The 14,798-nt window shown below is 61.7% G+C and carries 18 protein-coding genes; 6 read left to right on the top strand and 12 right to left on the bottom strand.

The features are described from left to right. The first annotated feature begins 106 nt into the window (after positions 1–106). From greA to K529_RS20540, 3 genes are read left to right on the top strand one after another with little or no spacing between them, the layout of a single operon-like run. Positions 107–577 (top strand): transcription elongation factor GreA, encoded by a 471-nt coding sequence (greA, locus tag K529_RS20550; protein WP_005675090.1) that lies wholly within the window; start codon positions 107–109, stop codon positions 575–577. Positions 578–614: 37 nt separating this feature from the next. Next, positions 615–1,646 (top strand): hypothetical protein, encoded by a 1,032-nt coding sequence (locus K529_RS20545; RefSeq protein ID WP_005675087.1) that lies wholly within the window; start codon positions 615–617, stop codon positions 1,644–1,646. A 28-nt stretch (positions 1,647–1,674) separates the two neighbouring features. After that, on the top strand, positions 1,675–2,187 hold the full coding sequence (locus K529_RS20540) for a GNAT family N-acetyltransferase (RefSeq protein WP_046002603.1): 513 nt from the start codon (positions 1,675–1,677) through the stop codon (positions 2,185–2,187). A 230-nt stretch (positions 2,188–2,417) separates the two neighbouring features. Here K529_RS20540 and K529_RS20535 read toward each other — a convergent pair whose 3' ends face one another. From K529_RS20535 to K529_RS20510, 6 genes are all read right to left on the bottom strand, one after another. Continuing rightward, the gene (locus K529_RS20535) at positions 2,418–3,677 is read right to left on the bottom strand and encodes a molybdopterin-binding protein (protein WP_046002604.1); all 1,260 of its coding nucleotides are present in this window, start codon (positions 3,675–3,677) and stop codon (positions 2,418–2,420) included. Beyond that, positions 3,677–4,486, bottom strand: a complete 810-nt coding sequence (locus tag K529_RS20530; RefSeq protein ID WP_046002605.1) for a hypothetical protein — start codon at positions 4,484–4,486, stop codon at positions 3,677–3,679. Before K529_RS20530 ends, K529_RS20535 begins: the two co-directional genes overlap by 1 nt. 20 nt (positions 4,487–4,506) lie before the next feature. Further along, on the bottom strand, positions 4,507–4,998 hold the full coding sequence (gene mobB / locus K529_RS20525) for a molybdopterin-guanine dinucleotide biosynthesis protein B (protein WP_005671095.1): 492 nt from the start codon (positions 4,996–4,998) through the stop codon (positions 4,507–4,509). After that, the gene (gene mobA / locus K529_RS20520; protein WP_046002606.1) at positions 4,995–5,633 is read right to left on the bottom strand and encodes a molybdenum cofactor guanylyltransferase MobA; all 639 of its coding nucleotides are present in this window, start codon (positions 5,631–5,633) and stop codon (positions 4,995–4,997) included. The genes mobB and mobA overlap by 4 nt, the downstream gene beginning before the upstream one ends. Further along, complete coding sequence (locus tag K529_RS20515; RefSeq protein WP_046002607.1) at positions 5,630–6,088, bottom strand: hypothetical protein; 459 nt, start codon at positions 6,086–6,088, stop codon at positions 5,630–5,632. The genes mobA and K529_RS20515 overlap by 4 nt, the downstream gene beginning before the upstream one ends. Before the next feature lie 99 nt (positions 6,089–6,187). Further along, positions 6,188–7,099 (bottom strand): formate dehydrogenase accessory sulfurtransferase FdhD, encoded by a 912-nt coding sequence (locus K529_RS20510; protein WP_198528113.1) that lies wholly within the window; start codon positions 7,097–7,099, stop codon positions 6,188–6,190. A gap of 25 nt (positions 7,100–7,124) precedes the next feature. Between K529_RS20510 and K529_RS20505 the strand changes: the two genes are divergently transcribed. Both K529_RS20505 and K529_RS20500 read left to right on the top strand, forming a co-directional pair. Continuing rightward, positions 7,125–7,853, top strand: coding sequence for an AzlC family ABC transporter permease (locus K529_RS20505; protein WP_005629615.1), 729 nt, complete (start codon positions 7,125–7,127; stop codon positions 7,851–7,853). Beyond that, on the top strand, positions 7,850–8,194 hold the full coding sequence (locus K529_RS20500) for an AzlD domain-containing protein (RefSeq protein ID WP_005629612.1): 345 nt from the start codon (positions 7,850–7,852) through the stop codon (positions 8,192–8,194). Before K529_RS20505 ends, K529_RS20500 begins: the two co-directional genes overlap by 4 nt. A gap of 90 nt (positions 8,195–8,284) precedes the next feature. Here K529_RS20500 and K529_RS20495 read toward each other — a convergent pair whose 3' ends face one another. The 3 genes from K529_RS20495 to mntR form a co-directional block, all read right to left on the bottom strand. Continuing rightward, complete coding sequence (locus tag K529_RS20495) at positions 8,285–8,908, bottom strand: hypothetical protein (protein ID WP_005629610.1); 624 nt, start codon at positions 8,906–8,908, stop codon at positions 8,285–8,287. A gap of 27 nt (positions 8,909–8,935) precedes the next feature. Continuing rightward, on the bottom strand, positions 8,936–9,070 hold the full coding sequence (locus tag K529_RS20490; RefSeq protein ID WP_005629607.1) for an aa3-type cytochrome c oxidase subunit IV: 135 nt from the start codon (positions 9,068–9,070) through the stop codon (positions 8,936–8,938). A 142-nt stretch (positions 9,071–9,212) separates the two neighbouring features. Then, on the bottom strand, positions 9,213–9,647 hold the full coding sequence (mntR, locus tag K529_RS20485; protein ID WP_009175563.1) for a manganese-binding transcriptional regulator MntR: 435 nt from the start codon (positions 9,645–9,647) through the stop codon (positions 9,213–9,215). A 168-nt stretch (positions 9,648–9,815) separates the two neighbouring features. Here mntR and K529_RS20480 point away from each other — a divergent pair, with 168 nt between their 5' ends. Further along, positions 9,816–11,102, top strand: coding sequence for an Nramp family divalent metal transporter (locus K529_RS20480; protein WP_005629601.1), 1,287 nt, complete (start codon positions 9,816–9,818; stop codon positions 11,100–11,102). Positions 11,103–11,363: 261 nt separating this feature from the next. Here the strand turns inward: K529_RS20480 and K529_RS20475 are convergent, their stop codons facing one another. From K529_RS20475 to K529_RS20465, 3 genes are read right to left on the bottom strand one after another with little or no spacing between them, the layout of a single operon-like run. Next, positions 11,364–11,825 carry a DUF6173 family protein gene (locus tag K529_RS20475; RefSeq protein WP_005675718.1) on the bottom strand — a complete coding sequence of 154 codons (462 nt, stop codon included), beginning with the start codon at positions 11,823–11,825 and terminating at the stop codon, positions 11,364–11,366. A gap of 45 nt (positions 11,826–11,870) precedes the next feature. Then, positions 11,871–12,914 carry an MBL fold metallo-hydrolase gene (locus tag K529_RS20470; protein ID WP_005675720.1) on the bottom strand — a complete coding sequence of 348 codons (1,044 nt, stop codon included), beginning with the start codon at positions 12,912–12,914 and terminating at the stop codon, positions 11,871–11,873. After that, positions 12,914–14,626 (bottom strand): acyl-CoA dehydrogenase, encoded by a 1,713-nt coding sequence (locus K529_RS20465; RefSeq protein WP_046002608.1) that lies wholly within the window; start codon positions 14,624–14,626, stop codon positions 12,914–12,916. The genes K529_RS20470 and K529_RS20465 overlap by 1 nt, the downstream gene beginning before the upstream one ends. Between the last annotated feature and the right edge of the window lie 172 nt (positions 14,627–14,798).

The raw sequence follows: 14,798 nt of genomic DNA, 5'->3' as shown, positions 1-14,798 counted from the left end.
AGGTATTTGCCAACACGACTGCTCGCCCCGCTGCTCTTCGCGGCGGGGCGGCGGCGTTCATGTGCATGCAACAACAAAAGAACGAACGACGAAAGCGGACAAGACCATGGACAAGATCCCGATGACGCCGCAGGGCTTTAGCGCCCTCGAAGCAGAACTCAAAAACCTGAAAAGCGTAGAGCGCCCGGCGATCATTCAGGCCATCGCCGAAGCCCGCGAGCTGGGCGATCTGTCGGAAAATGCCGAATACCACTCCGCCCGCGAAAAGCAGTCTTTCATTGAAGGCCGCATCAAGGAGCTTGAGGGTGTGCTGTCGCTGGCCGATGTGATTGATCCGACGAAACTCTCGGGTGCGATCAAGTTCGGTGCCAAAGTTACCGTGGTGGATGAAGACACCGACGAAGAAAAAACTTGGCAGATTGTGGGTGAGCATGAGGCCAATATCGAAGCGGGCCTTCTCAATGTGAAATCCCCCATCGCACGCGCCTTGATCGGCAAGGAAGAAGGCGACAGTGTAGAGGTACGCACTCCCGGTGGGGACCGTGCTTACGAGATCCTGAAGATCACCTACGGCTGAACAAAAAGCACCACTGCGAGGGGCGGACGGGCACATCATGACCAGCGACCTCAATCAAAAAGAACAGCCCACAGCACCGCGGCAGTCCGATCTGTCGCTGCCGGAGCTGGAGAGCGGTTCGCGCCCGTCCCTCGGCCTTGCCGAAGTGGTCGCTCTCGCGCTTGGCGTGTTGTGGGCGCTGGTGGTGATTGCCACCTATGTGCTGGCACCCGAGATGGCATTATCGACCGAATGGAACGCGCCCCTCGTGCGGGTTCTGGCGGTGATGATGCCGGTTTTGATGCTTCTGGTGGCGGCGATTGCGCTGCGCTCGGCGCGGATCATGCGCGAAGAAACCGAGCGCCTGCATGCTGCAATTTCCAGCCTGCGCCACATGTATCTGGCGCATACGCAGGCAGCCGCGGTTGTCTCGGAGCCATCCGTCACCAAAAAGCTCGATGAGATCGCAGAAACCGCCCGCAAGACGGAAACGGTGCTTGCGACCTTTCAATCCTCCCGCGCCACGCCCACCCGCCTTGCGATCCCGTCTAAGGCGATGGAGGCGGTTGCGGATCAGGGTTCGCTGGAGCTTGGTACCTCCGCCGAGGACATGTCACCGCCCCTCTCGAATGATCATTTCATCCGGGCGCTAAACTTTCCCGAATCCGCCGAGGATGAAGAGGGATTTGTCTCGCTGCGACTGGCCTTGCGGGACCGCCATGCGGCACAGGTGATCCGCGCCGCGCAGGATGTGCTCACGCTGCTCAGCCAAGAAGGCATCTATATGGATGACCTGCGTCCGGACCGGGCGCGCCCGGACATCTGGCGTCAGTTTGCCAATGGCGCGCGCGGGCGGTCTGTGGCAGCACTTGGCGGTGTGCGGGATCGCTCCTCGCTGGCCCTGTCGTCAGCACGGATGCGGCAAGATCCCTTGTTTCGCGACAGCGCCCATCATTTTTTGCGCCGGTTTGACCAGATGTTCACCCGCTTTGAGGGGGAGGCTACGGATGCCGAAATCTCCGCTCTGAGTGATACCCGCACCGCCCGGGCGTTCATGCTCTTGGGCCGTGTTGCGGGCACATTCGACTGATGCGCTATGTGCGAGGGATAGCCCGCGCATGACCCTGCGCCCGGCCCGCCCCGAGGATGCGTCAAGCCTTGCGGCCCTGTCGCTGGAGGTTTGGATCGGCACGTATCTGCGCCGAGGGATCAACGCGCATTTTGCGGATTATGTGCTCTGGGAGTTTACGCCCGCCCGAATGGAAGCACTGATCGACGCGCCGGATCAAAACATCATCGTGTCGCAGAACCAAGATGGCATTGATGGCTATATCCGCGTGTCGCATCGCTCCCCGGACCCGCTGGCGGGCGACCACCAGACCGAAATCGCCACGCTCTACGTGCAGCCTCGTCATCATGGCAAGGGCATTGGCCGCGCGCTCTTGTTGGCAGGCATGCGGGCCGCACAGGAGGCGGGAGCTGCTTCGGTCTGGCTCACCACCAACTCTGAGAATGCGCCCGCCGTCGCCTTCTACCTTGCTCAGGGTTTTGAACGGATCGGCATCACGCAGTTTTGCATTGAGGATCGGGCCTATCAAAACGATGTTTTTGCGCGGGCGCTGAACCTCTGACGGCATCGACCGGGATTAAGCGACGAGGAAGCTCCCGCCCGTCACAGCTGCATTATAAATGCAGCCGTTCCCGTTGGGCCCGGCGCGCCCTGCGGGCGCGGCCCGCGATTTTCTACAACAGGGTGGTTCAGGCGCGACCCACAGCGCGCCCGCAGGGCGCGCTGCCGGGCCCAAACGGGGGTGGTGGCATCTGTGATGCCGCCGCGCTCGGCGGGAGCGCCCCCGCCCTGTCACCCCATGCCAAAGCTGGCAAAGGGGATAAATCGCACAGGGTCCCCCGGCGCGATCTCCACGGCCCCGTCGGGCAGTTCCACCAGACCCTCGGCCCAGCTGAGACCCGATATCCGGCCTGAGCCTTCGGATTTAAACACCTCCGCCCGTCCTGCCCGCATACGCGCGCGCAGATACTCCCGCCGCCCCGGTTTTTTGCGTTTTGCAAAGGCGGCTGGCACCTCAAACCCCTGCGGCTCTGCCCAACCGGCGCCTGCCATCAGCCCCATCGCGGGGCGAGCGAACACCAATGTACAGACCAGCGCCGCCACCGGATTACCCGGCAGACCAAAGACCGGCGTGCCCTGCCACATTCCCAGCGCCAGTGGGCGGCCCGGTTTCAGCGCGATGCGCCACTCCTGCATCGCGCCAGCCTCGCGCAGCAGAGCCGACACATGGTCCTCATCCCCCGCCGAGGCGCCACCGCTGGTCAAGATCACATCCGCCTGCGCTGCGGCCTGATCAAAGGCGGCGCCAAGCGCGGCGCGGTCATCCTTGATCCGTCCCATATCCACCGTCTCAAAACCGAACTGCCGGATCAGAGCCAGCAGCATCGGACGGTTGGCATCGTAGATCTGACCCAGGCCTGCTGGCTCGCCGGGGTCCACCAGTTCATCGCCGGTAGAAATCACCGCCACTCGCAGGGGTTTGCGCACCAGAAGCTCCGCAAGCCCGGTGGCAGAAGCCAGCGCCAGATCCGCTGGGGTCAGCACCCGGCCTGCGGTCAGGATTACATCGCCTGCGGCCACATCCTCGCCCACCTTACGGGTATTGGCCCCCGCTTTCAGCGGTCCATTAAAGGCCACAGAGGCCCCATCCGTGCGCACGTCTTCCTCAAGGATCACCGTATCAACCCCCTCGGGCAGCGCCGCACCCGTGAGGATGCGGATCGCCTGTCCGGGCGGCACGACACCGTTAAATGGCACCCCGGCAGCGGCACGCCCCGCCACCAGCGGCATCACATGCGCTCCTTCGGGACGCCCACCGGCAAAGCCATAGCCATCCACTGCCGTATTGGGTTGCGGCGGATTGGAGCGCAGCGCAATTGCATCCTCGGCAAGGACACGCCCCAGCGCCTCGGACAAGGACAAGGCCTCGGCCCCGGTGACCGGCCCCAGACGGCCACGCAACAGTGCCAATGCCTCATCCACGGGCGTCCAGTTCACCCCTTGCGGCAAAGCGAAACAATCATTGCTGAGAGGCGGCGGTGTGAGGGTCATCAGTCATGCTCCACGGCGAAAATCCAGCCCTCTTCCAATGCGATGGGGGCGGTCACGTTCAGATATCGGTTCAGGTCTGCCACAGGGCGACGGGCGAGGTCCAGCGCCACGCTGTGCACCTGCCAGGCGTCCTTGATCCACCCGTCGGGCGCCGGAGGGGTCGTGAGCGACGGCCAGATCTCCAGCAGTGCAACCGGTGCATCGAGCGGCTCGAACGGCCAGACCGCCACATGGGGCGCAAACCCTGCGCGCAGGCGGTGCAGCACCGGCAGGCCCATCATGACCTGCCCGCCAACCGCACCCACACCAGACATCTGCCAGCACGTGAAACTGCCCTTGGCGCGGTGTTCCACCGCTCGACGCTCCGCAAAGGGGGTGTGATAACGCACCTTGCGACGCGGCAGGCCGGGAATGTCACGCCTCAGCCCATTGCCCCAGAACGGCCCCTGCCTCTGCGGTCCCGACCCAAAGCGCAGATTGATTTCGCCTGCCAGATCAAAGCGATTGTTTGCCTTCGGCGTATCCTCGATCCGGTCAGCGAACCATTGCCACAGGGCCAGCGAGTCGGGCCTGCCCGTCATCTCCGCTGCAAAGCCTGCGGGATAGCCAAACGGGAAATCGAACCCAAGCGCCACCCTGCGGCCCGCTTTCAGTTCGGTTTCGATCAGATCGGCCAACCACTCCTGCGCCAACGCGCGATTGCGCAGGTAGACCGGCACCTCAGCCGCGCCCCCGCGCGCCACGCAGGCCCAGATGGCATCCTTGCGCGGACGTGGTCCGGTGTCGTTGCCCCCGGACCAATCCACCATGACAAACGTGTCAAAGCCCCTCAGAGCCCCAGCTCCGCTGCGATAAAATCGGCAATCGCCGCCGTGTCATCGAGATCAAAGACAGGGCGATCAAGCTCCAGCGTCGTATCAGATGCCACCGCGCGGATGGTCGGATCGTTTGGCGCGATCAGCGCCGTCGAGGCTTCCGCCCTGTGCACTTCGATCTTTGGATGGGTCTCGCGCTTGTAGCCTTCGATCAGGATCAGGTCGACCGGCCGCATCCGGGCGAGGAGTTCCGTCAGTGAGGGTTCCTGCGCACCACGCAGCTCCTGCATGATGGCGACACGATTGGGCGAGGCCAGCACCACCTCTGATGCACCCGCAACACGGTGGCGATGACTGTCCGTGCCGGGCTGATCCACATCCGTGGCGTGATGGGCGTGCTTCAGGGTCGAGACCATAAGGCCACGTGCAGTGAACTCCGCCACCAGCCGCTCCATCAGCCCGGTCTTGCCGTTGTTCTTCCAGCCCGTCACCCCATAGAGCTTCATCGCAACAGACCCTCTGCCCGCGCCAGATCGTCGGGCGTGTTGACGTTGAAGAAAGGATCAAAGGGCTCCGCTTCAAACAGGGCTTCGCGCCCGCCGTGCTGTTCGGTCCACAGGACCACCTTGCGCAAACCGCCGGTGAGTGCCGCCCGCAGATCGTCGCGCAAGGCAACCGGCCACAGACCAAACGTCGGGTGGCGGTTCACCCGCCCCTTGCCGCCGGATTTCAGCACCTCATCGCCGCTCTTGGGCGTGGTCGCCAGAACCAGCGGGTGGCTCTGCCCATCAGAGGCCGCGACCAGCCGCGCCACCAGATCATGCGGGAAAAACGGCGTATCAGCCGCCACCGTGACAATCGCCGTCGCCCCCTGTTCCGCCGCCCAATCGAGACCCGCAAGAACCCCCGCCAACGGGCCCGCAAAGCCTTCGATACTGTCCGGGACAACCGGCAGCCCCAGCCCCGCAAACCGCGCCGCGTCCCCATTGGCGTTGAGCGCCAGCCCCGCCACCTGCGGCGAAAGCCGGTCGATCACCCGGGACAACAGGCTTTCGCCGCCCAAGGACAGCAGCCCCTTATCACCGCCCCCCATCCGGGTCGCGAGGCCACCGGCAAGGATCACACCAAGGGGTTGGGTCATGTCACATTCTCCGTCCAAGGGTCAGGCCGCAGCAACATGGCTCCCGCCACACTGACGCCTAAGGCCATCCATAAAAATACCCACGTGAAAAAGTACCCAAACAGCACCACGACGAGCGCCTGCATCAAATAGACCGAAAGAGCCAAGCGCCGATAGGACTGCAGGGCCGACAACGCCTCTTGCGAGTGTTTCAGCTGTGGCGGTGGCCCCCAAAGCGTAAGCCGCCAAAACAATCTGCGATGCGAGTACTCTTGGCGAACACCCAGTATCGGCACAATCGGGTTTCCACGTCGCCACCCAAGTGCGGCGCGGTGCTGCCATGAGGTCGTCTCCATTGCGCTAAAATAGCGCCCCAAGAGCGACTTCATTTTCCAAAAGATCGCAAGTGCTGAGAACCCGACCACGATCCACGCCATAAAACCGACAACGATCCATATCCCAAAATCACGTTCCATGGCTCACTTCCATCCACTCGCGGCGCACCCAGAGCGGCACAGCCGCGACGCGCGCCGAGGGGCCTCGATGGCCCTGAGGCGCGCTGCCCCCGCGCGCGGTCAATCCGCGCTCTTGCGGCGATGTTTTTTGTCTTCTTCGGGCATGGCGCTTGGGTCCACGTCGCGGACCAAACGCTCTTCGCCCGCCAGACAGACAAACCGCTGCCCGCGCATGCGGCCAATCAGGGTCAGCCCCACCTGCCGCGCAATTTCCACGCCCCAGGCGGTAAAGCCAGAGCGCGAGGCCAGCACCGGGATGCCCATCATCGCGGTCTTGATCACCATCTCCGAGGTCAGCCGCCCGGTGGTATAGAGGATCTTGTCCGATGCCTCTGTCCGCTCCGACAGCATCCAGCCGGCGATCTTGTCCACCGCATTGTGGCGCCCCACGTCCTCCATGTAGACCAGTGGATGGTCCTGATGACACAGCACCGTGCCATGAATCGCCCCCGCCTCCAGATAGAGCGAGGGCGTGCGGTTGATCTCATGCGCCAACGCATAAAGCCACGAGGTCTTCACCGGTGTTGCGGGCAGGGTCACGCCCTCCAACCCCGCCATCATATCGCCAAAGACCGTGCCCACCGCACAGCCCGAGGTGCGGGTCTTTTTCTGGAGCTTTTCTTCATGCGAGGTCTCGACCTCGGTGCGGACCACAACCGTCTCGACTTCTTCGTCGTAGTCGACGCGGGTCACGACATCATCAGCGCTCAGCATGCCCTGATTTTTCAAAAAACCGAGCGCCAGATACTCCGGGTAGTCGCCAATGGTCATGGCGGTGACGATCTCTTGCCGGTTCAGATAGATCGTGAGCGGGCGCTCCTCGACCACCGAAATCTCGGCCTCTTGACCAAGATGATCAACACCCGTGACCTTGCGAGTCAGACGCGGGTTGCCGGGGTCCGGTGCAATACGATATTCCGTTGACACGTTAAGCTTTGACAATTGCCAAGATCCTTCAACCCGCGTAGCCATGTGCAACGTAACCTAAGGCCCCGCCATGACAATCTCCACCGCGAAATCCGCATTTTGGAAAGGTGTTCGCGACAGCGCCCCCTTTGTGCTGGTCTCTGGCCCCTTTGGACTGCTGTTCGGCGTGCTCGCCGCAGAGGCTGGGCTCAATGTGCTCGAAGCAATGTCTTTCTCGCTTGCGGTCTTTGCAGGCTCGGCACAGTTCACCGCGCTCCAGTTGATGCAGGAACATACACCGACGTTGATCGTGCTGATCTCAGCACTGGCGGTGAACCTGCGGGTGGCGATGTATTCGGCGTCCCTCACACCGTATCTGGGCGATGCGCCGCTGTGGCAGCGGGCCTGTGCAGCCTATCTGACCGTGGATCAAGCCTATGCTCTGTCGATGATTGAATTTGAACGCCGCGCAGAGTGGGGCACCCGCGAGCGGATGGCGTATTTCTTTGGCACCAATGGGCTGGTGGCCCCGGCATGGATGGCGGCAACCATCACCGGCGCTCTGGTCGGGGCCTCGATCCCAGATAGTCTGGGGTTGGATTTCGTGTTGCCCATCGCGTTTCTTGCAATGATCGGGCCGATGCTACGCACTCCGGCACATGTGGTCGCCTGCTTCACGGCCTGCGCGGTGTCGCTGCCGGCAACCTTGATGCCATATAACCTTGGGCTGATCATTGCAGGGATCGCCGGCATGATGGCGGGCGCGCAGGCCGAAGTGTGGTTTGAGCGCAAAAGCGCTGCAGCGGAGGCAAAACAATGACAGGCACTGAGATGGCATTTGATCGCACCACGCTCTGGCTGGTGATCATTGGGCTGGCCGTCGGCTCTTATGCGCTGCGGTTTACCTTTATTGGTCTGGTCGGCAATCGCGCGATGCCTGCGTGGCTGATGCGGCACCTGCGGTATACGGCAGTGGCGATTATTCCCGCCCTTGTGGCCCCGCTGGTGGTCTGGCCCGCCCCAACCGATGGCGCACCCAGCCTCATTCATTTTGCCGCCGCTGCCCTGACCTTTGCTGTGGCCGTGTTCAGCAAGAACGTGTTGCTTGCCATGGTGACAGGGGCCTGCAGCCTGTGGACCCTTATGTATCTCTTCGGCTGAGGTCGTCGTCGCTCAGAACGCAAACTGCAGAACTTCATAAGGCGTCGCACTTGCGACGCCTTATGAGCTTCACTGGCAATATGCGATGTATCAGCCGCCCGCCGTCGCGTTGAGCGTGGCATTCCCTGCAGCAAGTCCTGCTTTGAGGTCATCGCTGTCGTCTTCGTAGTATTTGTCAGTAACCACCCCGGGCAGTTGCGCGAATTGCTCCTGCAGTTTCACCGGATAAAAGGTCACATCAATACTCTCAAAGCCAGGAATTTTCTTCAACAGCGACGAGGTCGCGTTTGAGCAAAACGCTCCCGACACACGGCCATTGCTTGTCGCCAGCTGATAAGCGATCTGGGCCTGCTCAGGCGTCAGCTGGATTTCCTGAGTCACAACATGAAAGGTGGAGCGCGCATGTGCGCTGCGATACGCCTGAAAGACCCCCGGCGTAATGCCGTAAAGCACGTCTTGGCGCTCTGGCACCACATCGGCGTAGAACGACCCCGCCGGATCAAAAATGATCCGCTCGGAGGCGTTGATCATCAGCCCGGTATGACCGCCCTGCCCGGTTCGGTTATTCACCACGGTAATCAGGGTCATCGATGGCTGCCCTGCATCCCGATAGGCGGCACGCGCGATCGCTTCGGGGTCGGCGTCCGGCCGCTGAGGCGCTGCGCACCCCGCAAGAGCTGTGCAAAGCGCAAGAATCAGGATCGGGGTCCGCATGGAGGATTGCTCCGGTATTTGGTGAGATCAGGTGGCGAAGATCGCGAGGAACAGAGCGAAAAACACCATCGCAATGCAGAAGCGGGTCACGAAGGTCATAAACCCTGTGTAAGTTTGTTCCTGAACGGTGATGTCCATGGTGCCGTGCTTATGTTCAGCCATATCTTTGGTCCTGTTCGCGACTTTTGCTTAAGAGCGGTGATACTGGATTTCAGAACCGCTGTCACCACCCTACTGGAGAGAAGAGCCTGGAAGGAATACCTTCTAAACCCAAGGGTGTGGCGCCCTGGCAATCGTTTCTGGGTTAGTCCCCACCACGGGCCTGAAGGGCGCGCTCAAACACTTCCAATGTGACCTGCGACACGTGATGCTCAATCCCTTCCGCATCAAGTTCGGCGATGTCGCGTGGCACGCCCGTTTTCACCAGAAATTCAACGATTGTCCGATGCCGTGCGCGCACCCGCGTCGCCAGCGCTGCGCCTTCTTCCGTCAGAAACACACCACGATAGGGGCGAGACATCGCCAGCCCCTCGCGTTTGAGGCGTGCTATCGATTTGGTGGCGGTGGGTTGAGAGACGCTCATGCGGGCTGCGATATCTGCCACCCGCGCTTCGCCAAACTCCTCAATAAGATCGCCAATCATCTCAACATAGTCTTCGAGAACGGCAGCGGCCTGTGCTTCTCTGGCACGCGCAAACCGGTTCGCAGGCTGGTCTTTATCAAGGAAAGTATCGGGCAAGGCAGCAGTCTCTTGGTTGGAGGTCCAACATATAGCAAAGCCGATGCTGTTTTCCACACCAATTGGTTCAGCGAGATGTTACACGAAAAGTTGATGCTACACCTTATTGCCAGATAACCAAGTTATAGCCATGGCTATATTTGTGTAAATTTAATGGAGTCATCCCCAATGCCTGACCTGACCCATCGCACGCGCAGCGGAATAGCTGCCGTGCTGCGCGGTGACGCGCGTGGTCTGCGCAGCCGCTTGTTGTTCGCGGGGCCCGCAATCATCGCCTCGGTCGCCTACATGGACCCCGGAAACTATGCGACCAACATTCAGGCCGGCGCGGGCTATGGCTACAAACTACTGTGGGTTGTGCTGTTGGCGAACCTCATCGCGATGCTCTTTCAGGCGCTTTCGGCGCGCCTCGGCATCGTAACGGGGAAGAACTTGGCCGAGGTCTCACGCGACAATCTGCCCCGCCCGTTGGTTTGGGTGATGTGGGCGATTTCCGAAATTGCAGCCATGGCCACGGACCTTGCAGAGTTTCTGGGCGGCGCGATTGCGCTCTCACTGCTGTTTGATCTGCCGCTTGTGGTGGGCATGGCGATCACCGCGGTTGTGACCTACGGCATTTTGATTTTTGAAAACCGTGGCTTTCGCCCGATGGAGTTGATTATCGGGGCTTTCGTCGGCGTGATCGGGCTGTGTTATCTGGCTGAGATGCTGATTGCGCCCGTTGATTGGGCGGCACTTGGCGTCGGGCTGATGACCCCTGCACTGCCCGACAGTATGGCACTGACCATCGCCGTTGGAATCATCGGTGCCACAGTCATGCCGCATGCGATCTACCTGCACTCCGGTCTGACCCAATCGCGGGCTGAGGTGCGTGATGACGGCGACCGCCGAAAACTGTTGCGTTATTCCAATATCGAAGTGGTGCTGGCGCTGGCCGTCGCAGGGATGATCAACATGGCGATGGTAGTAATGGCCGCAAGCGCGTTCCACCAAGGCAACCCCGAAGTGGCCGAGATCGAGACCGCATATTATATGCTCACCCCTTTGCTGGGGGCCGCAGCGGCCGGATTTTTCCTGACATCTCTGATTGCGTCGGGGATTTCCAGTTCGGTGGTCGGCACCATGGCTGGTCAGATGATCATGCAGGGCTTCCTGCACATCCGCATTCCGATCTGGCTGCGCAGGCTGATCACCATGCTGCCGGCCTTTGCCGTGGTGGCCGCGGGTGTCAACGCCACGCAGGCGCTGGTTCTGTCGCAGGTGGTGCTGTCGATCGCACTGCCGGTGCCAATGCTCGCCTTGCTCTACTTTTCTGCGCGCCGCGATATCATGGGGGCCTTCGCGATCAGCCCGCTGTTGCGTGTGCTGGCAACGCTTGGATCTTGCGCGGTTTTGGGGCTCAATTTCGTGCTGCTTGCGGATGTGTTTGGCGCAAGTATCCCGTTTCTCGAGTAAGCCCCATTCTCGCCAAGACCCAAACGGGCAACACGTCAGCCCCTCACCTTAAATCAAACAGCTTCGCGCCAACGCGCGGAGCGCTCCCGCCCCTTTGTGCATGAGGCACAGCCTCCCGCAAAAGCGTTGGGCCCGGCAGGGGCGGCGCCGAAGGCGCCGCCCCTGCCCCCGGCGATTTGCAAAGCAAAGCGCAAAACCTCAAAGCCCCGGAGCGGAAGGTCACAACTTAGTTGCGGGCGACATCGCTCTTCAGGCGCCGTTTCAGACCTGATCTTCCAGTTCTGCCACCAGCCGAAATCCGATGCGTTTCGCAGGTTCTTCCGGTTTCGGCTTGGGCATCGCCCGCAGAATAACATTGAGCTGGCTTACATGCTGAACAAGCTGCGTTTTAGCGCCACGCGTGTCGCTGCCGTAGAAAGTGATGATATCGGGATCGAAATAGCCCATGCCCTCGATCCGCAGCACACCTGCATCACCGCCTGCGAACCCCATAGCAACCTCGTGTTCGCCGTCGAGCGTCTTTTCAAAGTTCTGAATGTAGAGAATCAGACGTTCGTAGGCCCAGCGCGCCTCGCTTTTTTGTTCAGGCGCTGGCACCTTCTGCATCGGGGCAGGCACATCCGTCAGGGCGGCGGGCGCATCTGGATCTGTATGCACTTCGCGGTGGCATGGCAGTGCAGCCGCTTCTGCCACTTCGGCACTGGTGGAAATCTTGTCATCCATTGGAAACGTCCTTGGGTCGTCGATATTTCACCCAAGGTGGCAGGCTTAGCGCCGTTGGTAAACCCAAGCCTCATCATCGCGCCGTGTACGCGAGACTTGGCCCGTGCGGTAGAGATGATTGACATGGGCCACCGCCTCGACCAGCGCGAGGCCGTATTCGCCCGGTCCAATGGTGCGTTTGAACAAGACCGAAAAACACTCCGCTGCACTTTTTGGGGTCTCGAGAAACTCCATCAACCGTTCCAGCGCGCCGTGGTGATTGTCGATCAATTGCCGCATCCTGAGCGGCAGCCGGGTAAACGGCAGCTTGTGCCCGCCCAGCGCCAGATGCTCGGGGCGCGCCAAAGCCGCCAGTCGCTCGCAAGCCTCCAGCCATTCCGCCAGCGGATCGGCCTCGGGTTCAGTCGCATAGACGCCGATATTGGGGCTGATGGAGGACAGCACCTGATCGCCGGTCAGCACGAGGTTATCGTCCCGGCTCCAGAAGGTTGCGTGCTCCGGCGCGTGACCATTGCCCATATGCAAGTCCCAGTCGCGTCCACCCATGCGAAACACATCGCCCTGCTGCACGCGGGTAAAGCCCAAGGGCATCGGGTAGACCGTATCGGCAAAGTTAAAGGGCCGGTCGGCCTTGCGCGTCTCGTAGGTTTCCGGGTCCATGCCGGCGCTGCGATAATAGGCCAGTGTTTCCGCAGGCCATTCCTCCTGCACATCCAGCGTCAGCATCCGGGCAAACAGCCAGGCCGTGCGGGTGGTAACCAGCTCCACGCCGTGTTCGGACTGAAACCAGCCCGCATTGCCGATATGATCGGGGTGATGATGGGTCACCACCACCCGGCGCACGGGTTTGCCGCCCAGAGGCCCCGCCATCAACTGCTCCCAGATGCGGCGGGTCTTGTTTGAGGACATGCCGGTATCCACCACCGTCCAGCTGTCTCCCTCGTCGAAGGCATAGACGTTGACGTGATCGAGTTTCATCGGCAGCGGCAGGCGCATCCAGAGAACGCCCTCGGCGACCTCAATGGCGTCGCCCTGTGCGGGCGGCTCTTCCCACGGGGTGCGGGGGGCCACGTCGGCGACGGAAACCATCAGCTTGCCAGCTCTTCTGCGGTGAGGGCAAAGGTCCCAGCAGCGCCTTCACGGGCGTGGATCAGATAGGCTGCGTGCTGGGGCAGCATCCGCTTGATATAGAACCGCGCCAGTTTCTCACGCGCACCGCCCTTGTCCGCCAAGGCCGCCGCAAGGTGATAGTGCCCGCCCAAAACGCGGGCAAAGGCCATCAGGTAGGGCACCGCCCCGGCAAAGCGGTCCTGCATATCTGCTTCGACCAGCCATTCGGTGGCCTCGCGCAGGGTTTCGCAGGCCTGCCAGACGGCTTCGGCCATATTGGGGTGCGTGGGGCGGGCGCGCTCGGCCTGTTCTTCGATCTCGTCGATCAGGCGATGCGCCATCTCGCCACCGTCCATCATCTTGCGCGCCACAAGGTCCATGGCCTGAATACCATTGGTGCCCTCATAGATCGCCGTCACCCGTACGTCGCGGTAGAACTGCGCCGCACCTGTTTCCTCGATAAAGCCCATACCGCCATGCACCTGCACGCCTTGCTCGGACACACGGATGCCGGTCTCGGTGCCAAAGGCCTTGGCAATGGGGGTCAGGAAGGCCGCGCGGGTTTTCCACTCGGCGTCCCCTGTGGCGGTGCCCATATCGATGGCACCTGCACAGGCCAGCATGATCGCGCGCGATGCATAGACATCCGCCTTCATCTCCATCAGCATCCGGCGCACATCGGCGTGGTCTACAATGGTTCCCGTGCCGCCCTCGACCGGTGTCTTGCCCTGTTTGCGATCCAGCGCATAGGCCAGCGCGTGCTGATAGGCCCCTTCGGCTGCGCCAACACCCTGACCGCCCACGCCAAGACGGGCGTTGTTCATCATCGTGAACATCGCCGCCATGCCGCCATGTTCCTTGCCGACAAGCCAACCTGTTGCGCCGTCGTATTGCATCACACAGGTGGGTGAGCCATGCAGGCCCATCTTATGCTCAAGGCTGACCACCTTGAGGCTGTTGGACTTGCCGGGATTACCGTTCTCGTCGGGCAGGTATTTGGGCACAAGAAAGAGCGAGATGCCCTTTGTGCCGGGCACCCCATCCGGCAGCCGTGCGAGCACCAGATGGCAGACGTTCTCGGTAAAGTCATTGTCGCCCCAGGAGATATAGATCTTCTGGCCAGAGACCGCATAGGTGCCGTCGCCGTTGTCTTCTGCCTTTGAAGACAAAGCGCCAACGTCCGATCCCGCCTGCGGCTCGGTGAGGTTCATGGTGCCCGCCCATTCGCCAGCGATGAGCTTGGGCAGATACAGCGCCTTCAGCGCATCAGAGGCGTGATGCTCCAGCGCCTCAATCTGGCCTTGGCTCATGAGCGGGGCCAGTTGCAGGCTGAGACACGCGCCCGACATCATCTCATTGACCGAGGTGGTCAGCGACATCGGCAGCCCCATGCCGCCATACTCGGGGTCCGCGCTCATCCCGATCCAGCCGCCCTCGGCGATGGCCTTGTAGCCGTCACCAAACCCCGGCGAGGTGCGCAGGACGCCATTTTCCAGCCGCGCCGGTTCCAGATCGCCGCCGCGTTGCAGAGGGGCCATCACCTCGTCACACATCTTGCCCGCCTCTGTGAGGATCGCGGCCATCAGATCATTGTCCGCTTCGGCGAAACGCTCCGTTGCGGTGATCTGCTCATAGCCAAGGATCTGCTGCAGCAGGAACTGATACTCGGAAACGGGGGCGCGGTAGCTCATCGGGGGACCTCTTCTCATCCTGGCGGGCGTCATGGCGCAGCCTTCAGACCCAAGACCGGAGCCGCTTGGCTTCCGGGCTGCGAGCCGTTATTTACTGTGCCTTGGTCGATTTCGTAAACAGCCCCGGCGGCAGCGCAATCAAAACGCGGCGTCACCGAAGAAGTGACGGAAC

Origin of the sequence: Tritonibacter mobilis F1926 (assembly GCF_000376545.2) — a bacterium.
Classification (GTDB): domain Bacteria; phylum Pseudomonadota; class Alphaproteobacteria; order Rhodobacterales; family Rhodobacteraceae; genus Epibacterium; species Epibacterium mobile.
Note: the sequence above shows the minus strand (reverse complement) of the source record. Positions and strands in the feature narration are given on the sequence as shown.

What these genes read in the sequence shown, in the direction of transcription:
- greA (WP_005675090.1), top strand. Translation starts at nt 107, where the DNA reads ATGGACAAGATCCCGATGACGCCGCAGGGCTTTAGCGCCCTCGAAGCA.
- K529_RS20545 (WP_005675087.1), top strand. Translation starts at nt 615, where the DNA reads ATGACCAGCGACCTCAATCAAAAAGAACAGCCCACAGCACCGCGGCAG.
- K529_RS20540 (WP_046002603.1), top strand. Translation starts at nt 1,675, where the DNA reads ATGACCCTGCGCCCGGCCCGCCCCGAGGATGCGTCAAGCCTTGCGGCC.
- K529_RS20535 (WP_046002604.1), bottom strand. Translation starts at nt 3,677, where the DNA reads ATGACCCTCACACCGCCGCCTCTCAGCAATGATTGTTTCGCTTTGCCG.
- K529_RS20530 (WP_046002605.1), bottom strand. Translation starts at nt 4,486, where the DNA reads ATGGTGGATTGGTCCGGGGGCAACGACACCGGACCACGTCCGCGCAAG.
- mobB (WP_005671095.1), bottom strand. Translation starts at nt 4,998, where the DNA reads ATGAAGCTCTATGGGGTGACGGGCTGGAAGAACAACGGCAAGACCGGG.
- mobA (WP_046002606.1), bottom strand. Translation starts at nt 5,633, where the DNA reads ATGACCCAACCCCTTGGTGTGATCCTTGCCGGTGGCCTCGCGACCCGG.
- K529_RS20515 (WP_046002607.1), bottom strand. Translation starts at nt 6,088, where the DNA reads ATGGAACGTGATTTTGGGATATGGATCGTTGTCGGTTTTATGGCGTGG.
- K529_RS20510 (WP_198528113.1), bottom strand. Translation starts at nt 7,099, where the DNA reads ATGGCTACGCGGGTTGAAGGATCTTGGCAATTGTCAAAGCTTAACGTG.
- K529_RS20505 (WP_005629615.1), top strand. Translation starts at nt 7,125, where the DNA reads ATGACAATCTCCACCGCGAAATCCGCATTTTGGAAAGGTGTTCGCGAC.
- K529_RS20500 (WP_005629612.1), top strand. Translation starts at nt 7,850, where the DNA reads ATGACAGGCACTGAGATGGCATTTGATCGCACCACGCTCTGGCTGGTG.
- K529_RS20495 (WP_005629610.1), bottom strand. Translation starts at nt 8,908, where the DNA reads ATGCGGACCCCGATCCTGATTCTTGCGCTTTGCACAGCTCTTGCGGGG.
- K529_RS20490 (WP_005629607.1), bottom strand. Translation starts at nt 9,070, where the DNA reads ATGGCTGAACATAAGCACGGCACCATGGACATCACCGTTCAGGAACAA.
- K529_RS20480 (WP_005629601.1), top strand. Translation starts at nt 9,816, where the DNA reads ATGCCTGACCTGACCCATCGCACGCGCAGCGGAATAGCTGCCGTGCTG.
- K529_RS20475 (WP_005675718.1), bottom strand. Translation starts at nt 11,825, where the DNA reads ATGGATGACAAGATTTCCACCAGTGCCGAAGTGGCAGAAGCGGCTGCA.
- K529_RS20470 (WP_005675720.1), bottom strand. Translation starts at nt 12,914, where the DNA reads ATGGTTTCCGTCGCCGACGTGGCCCCCCGCACCCCGTGGGAAGAGCCG.
- K529_RS20465 (WP_046002608.1), bottom strand. Translation starts at nt 14,626, where the DNA reads ATGAGCTACCGCGCCCCCGTTTCCGAGTATCAGTTCCTGCTGCAGCAG.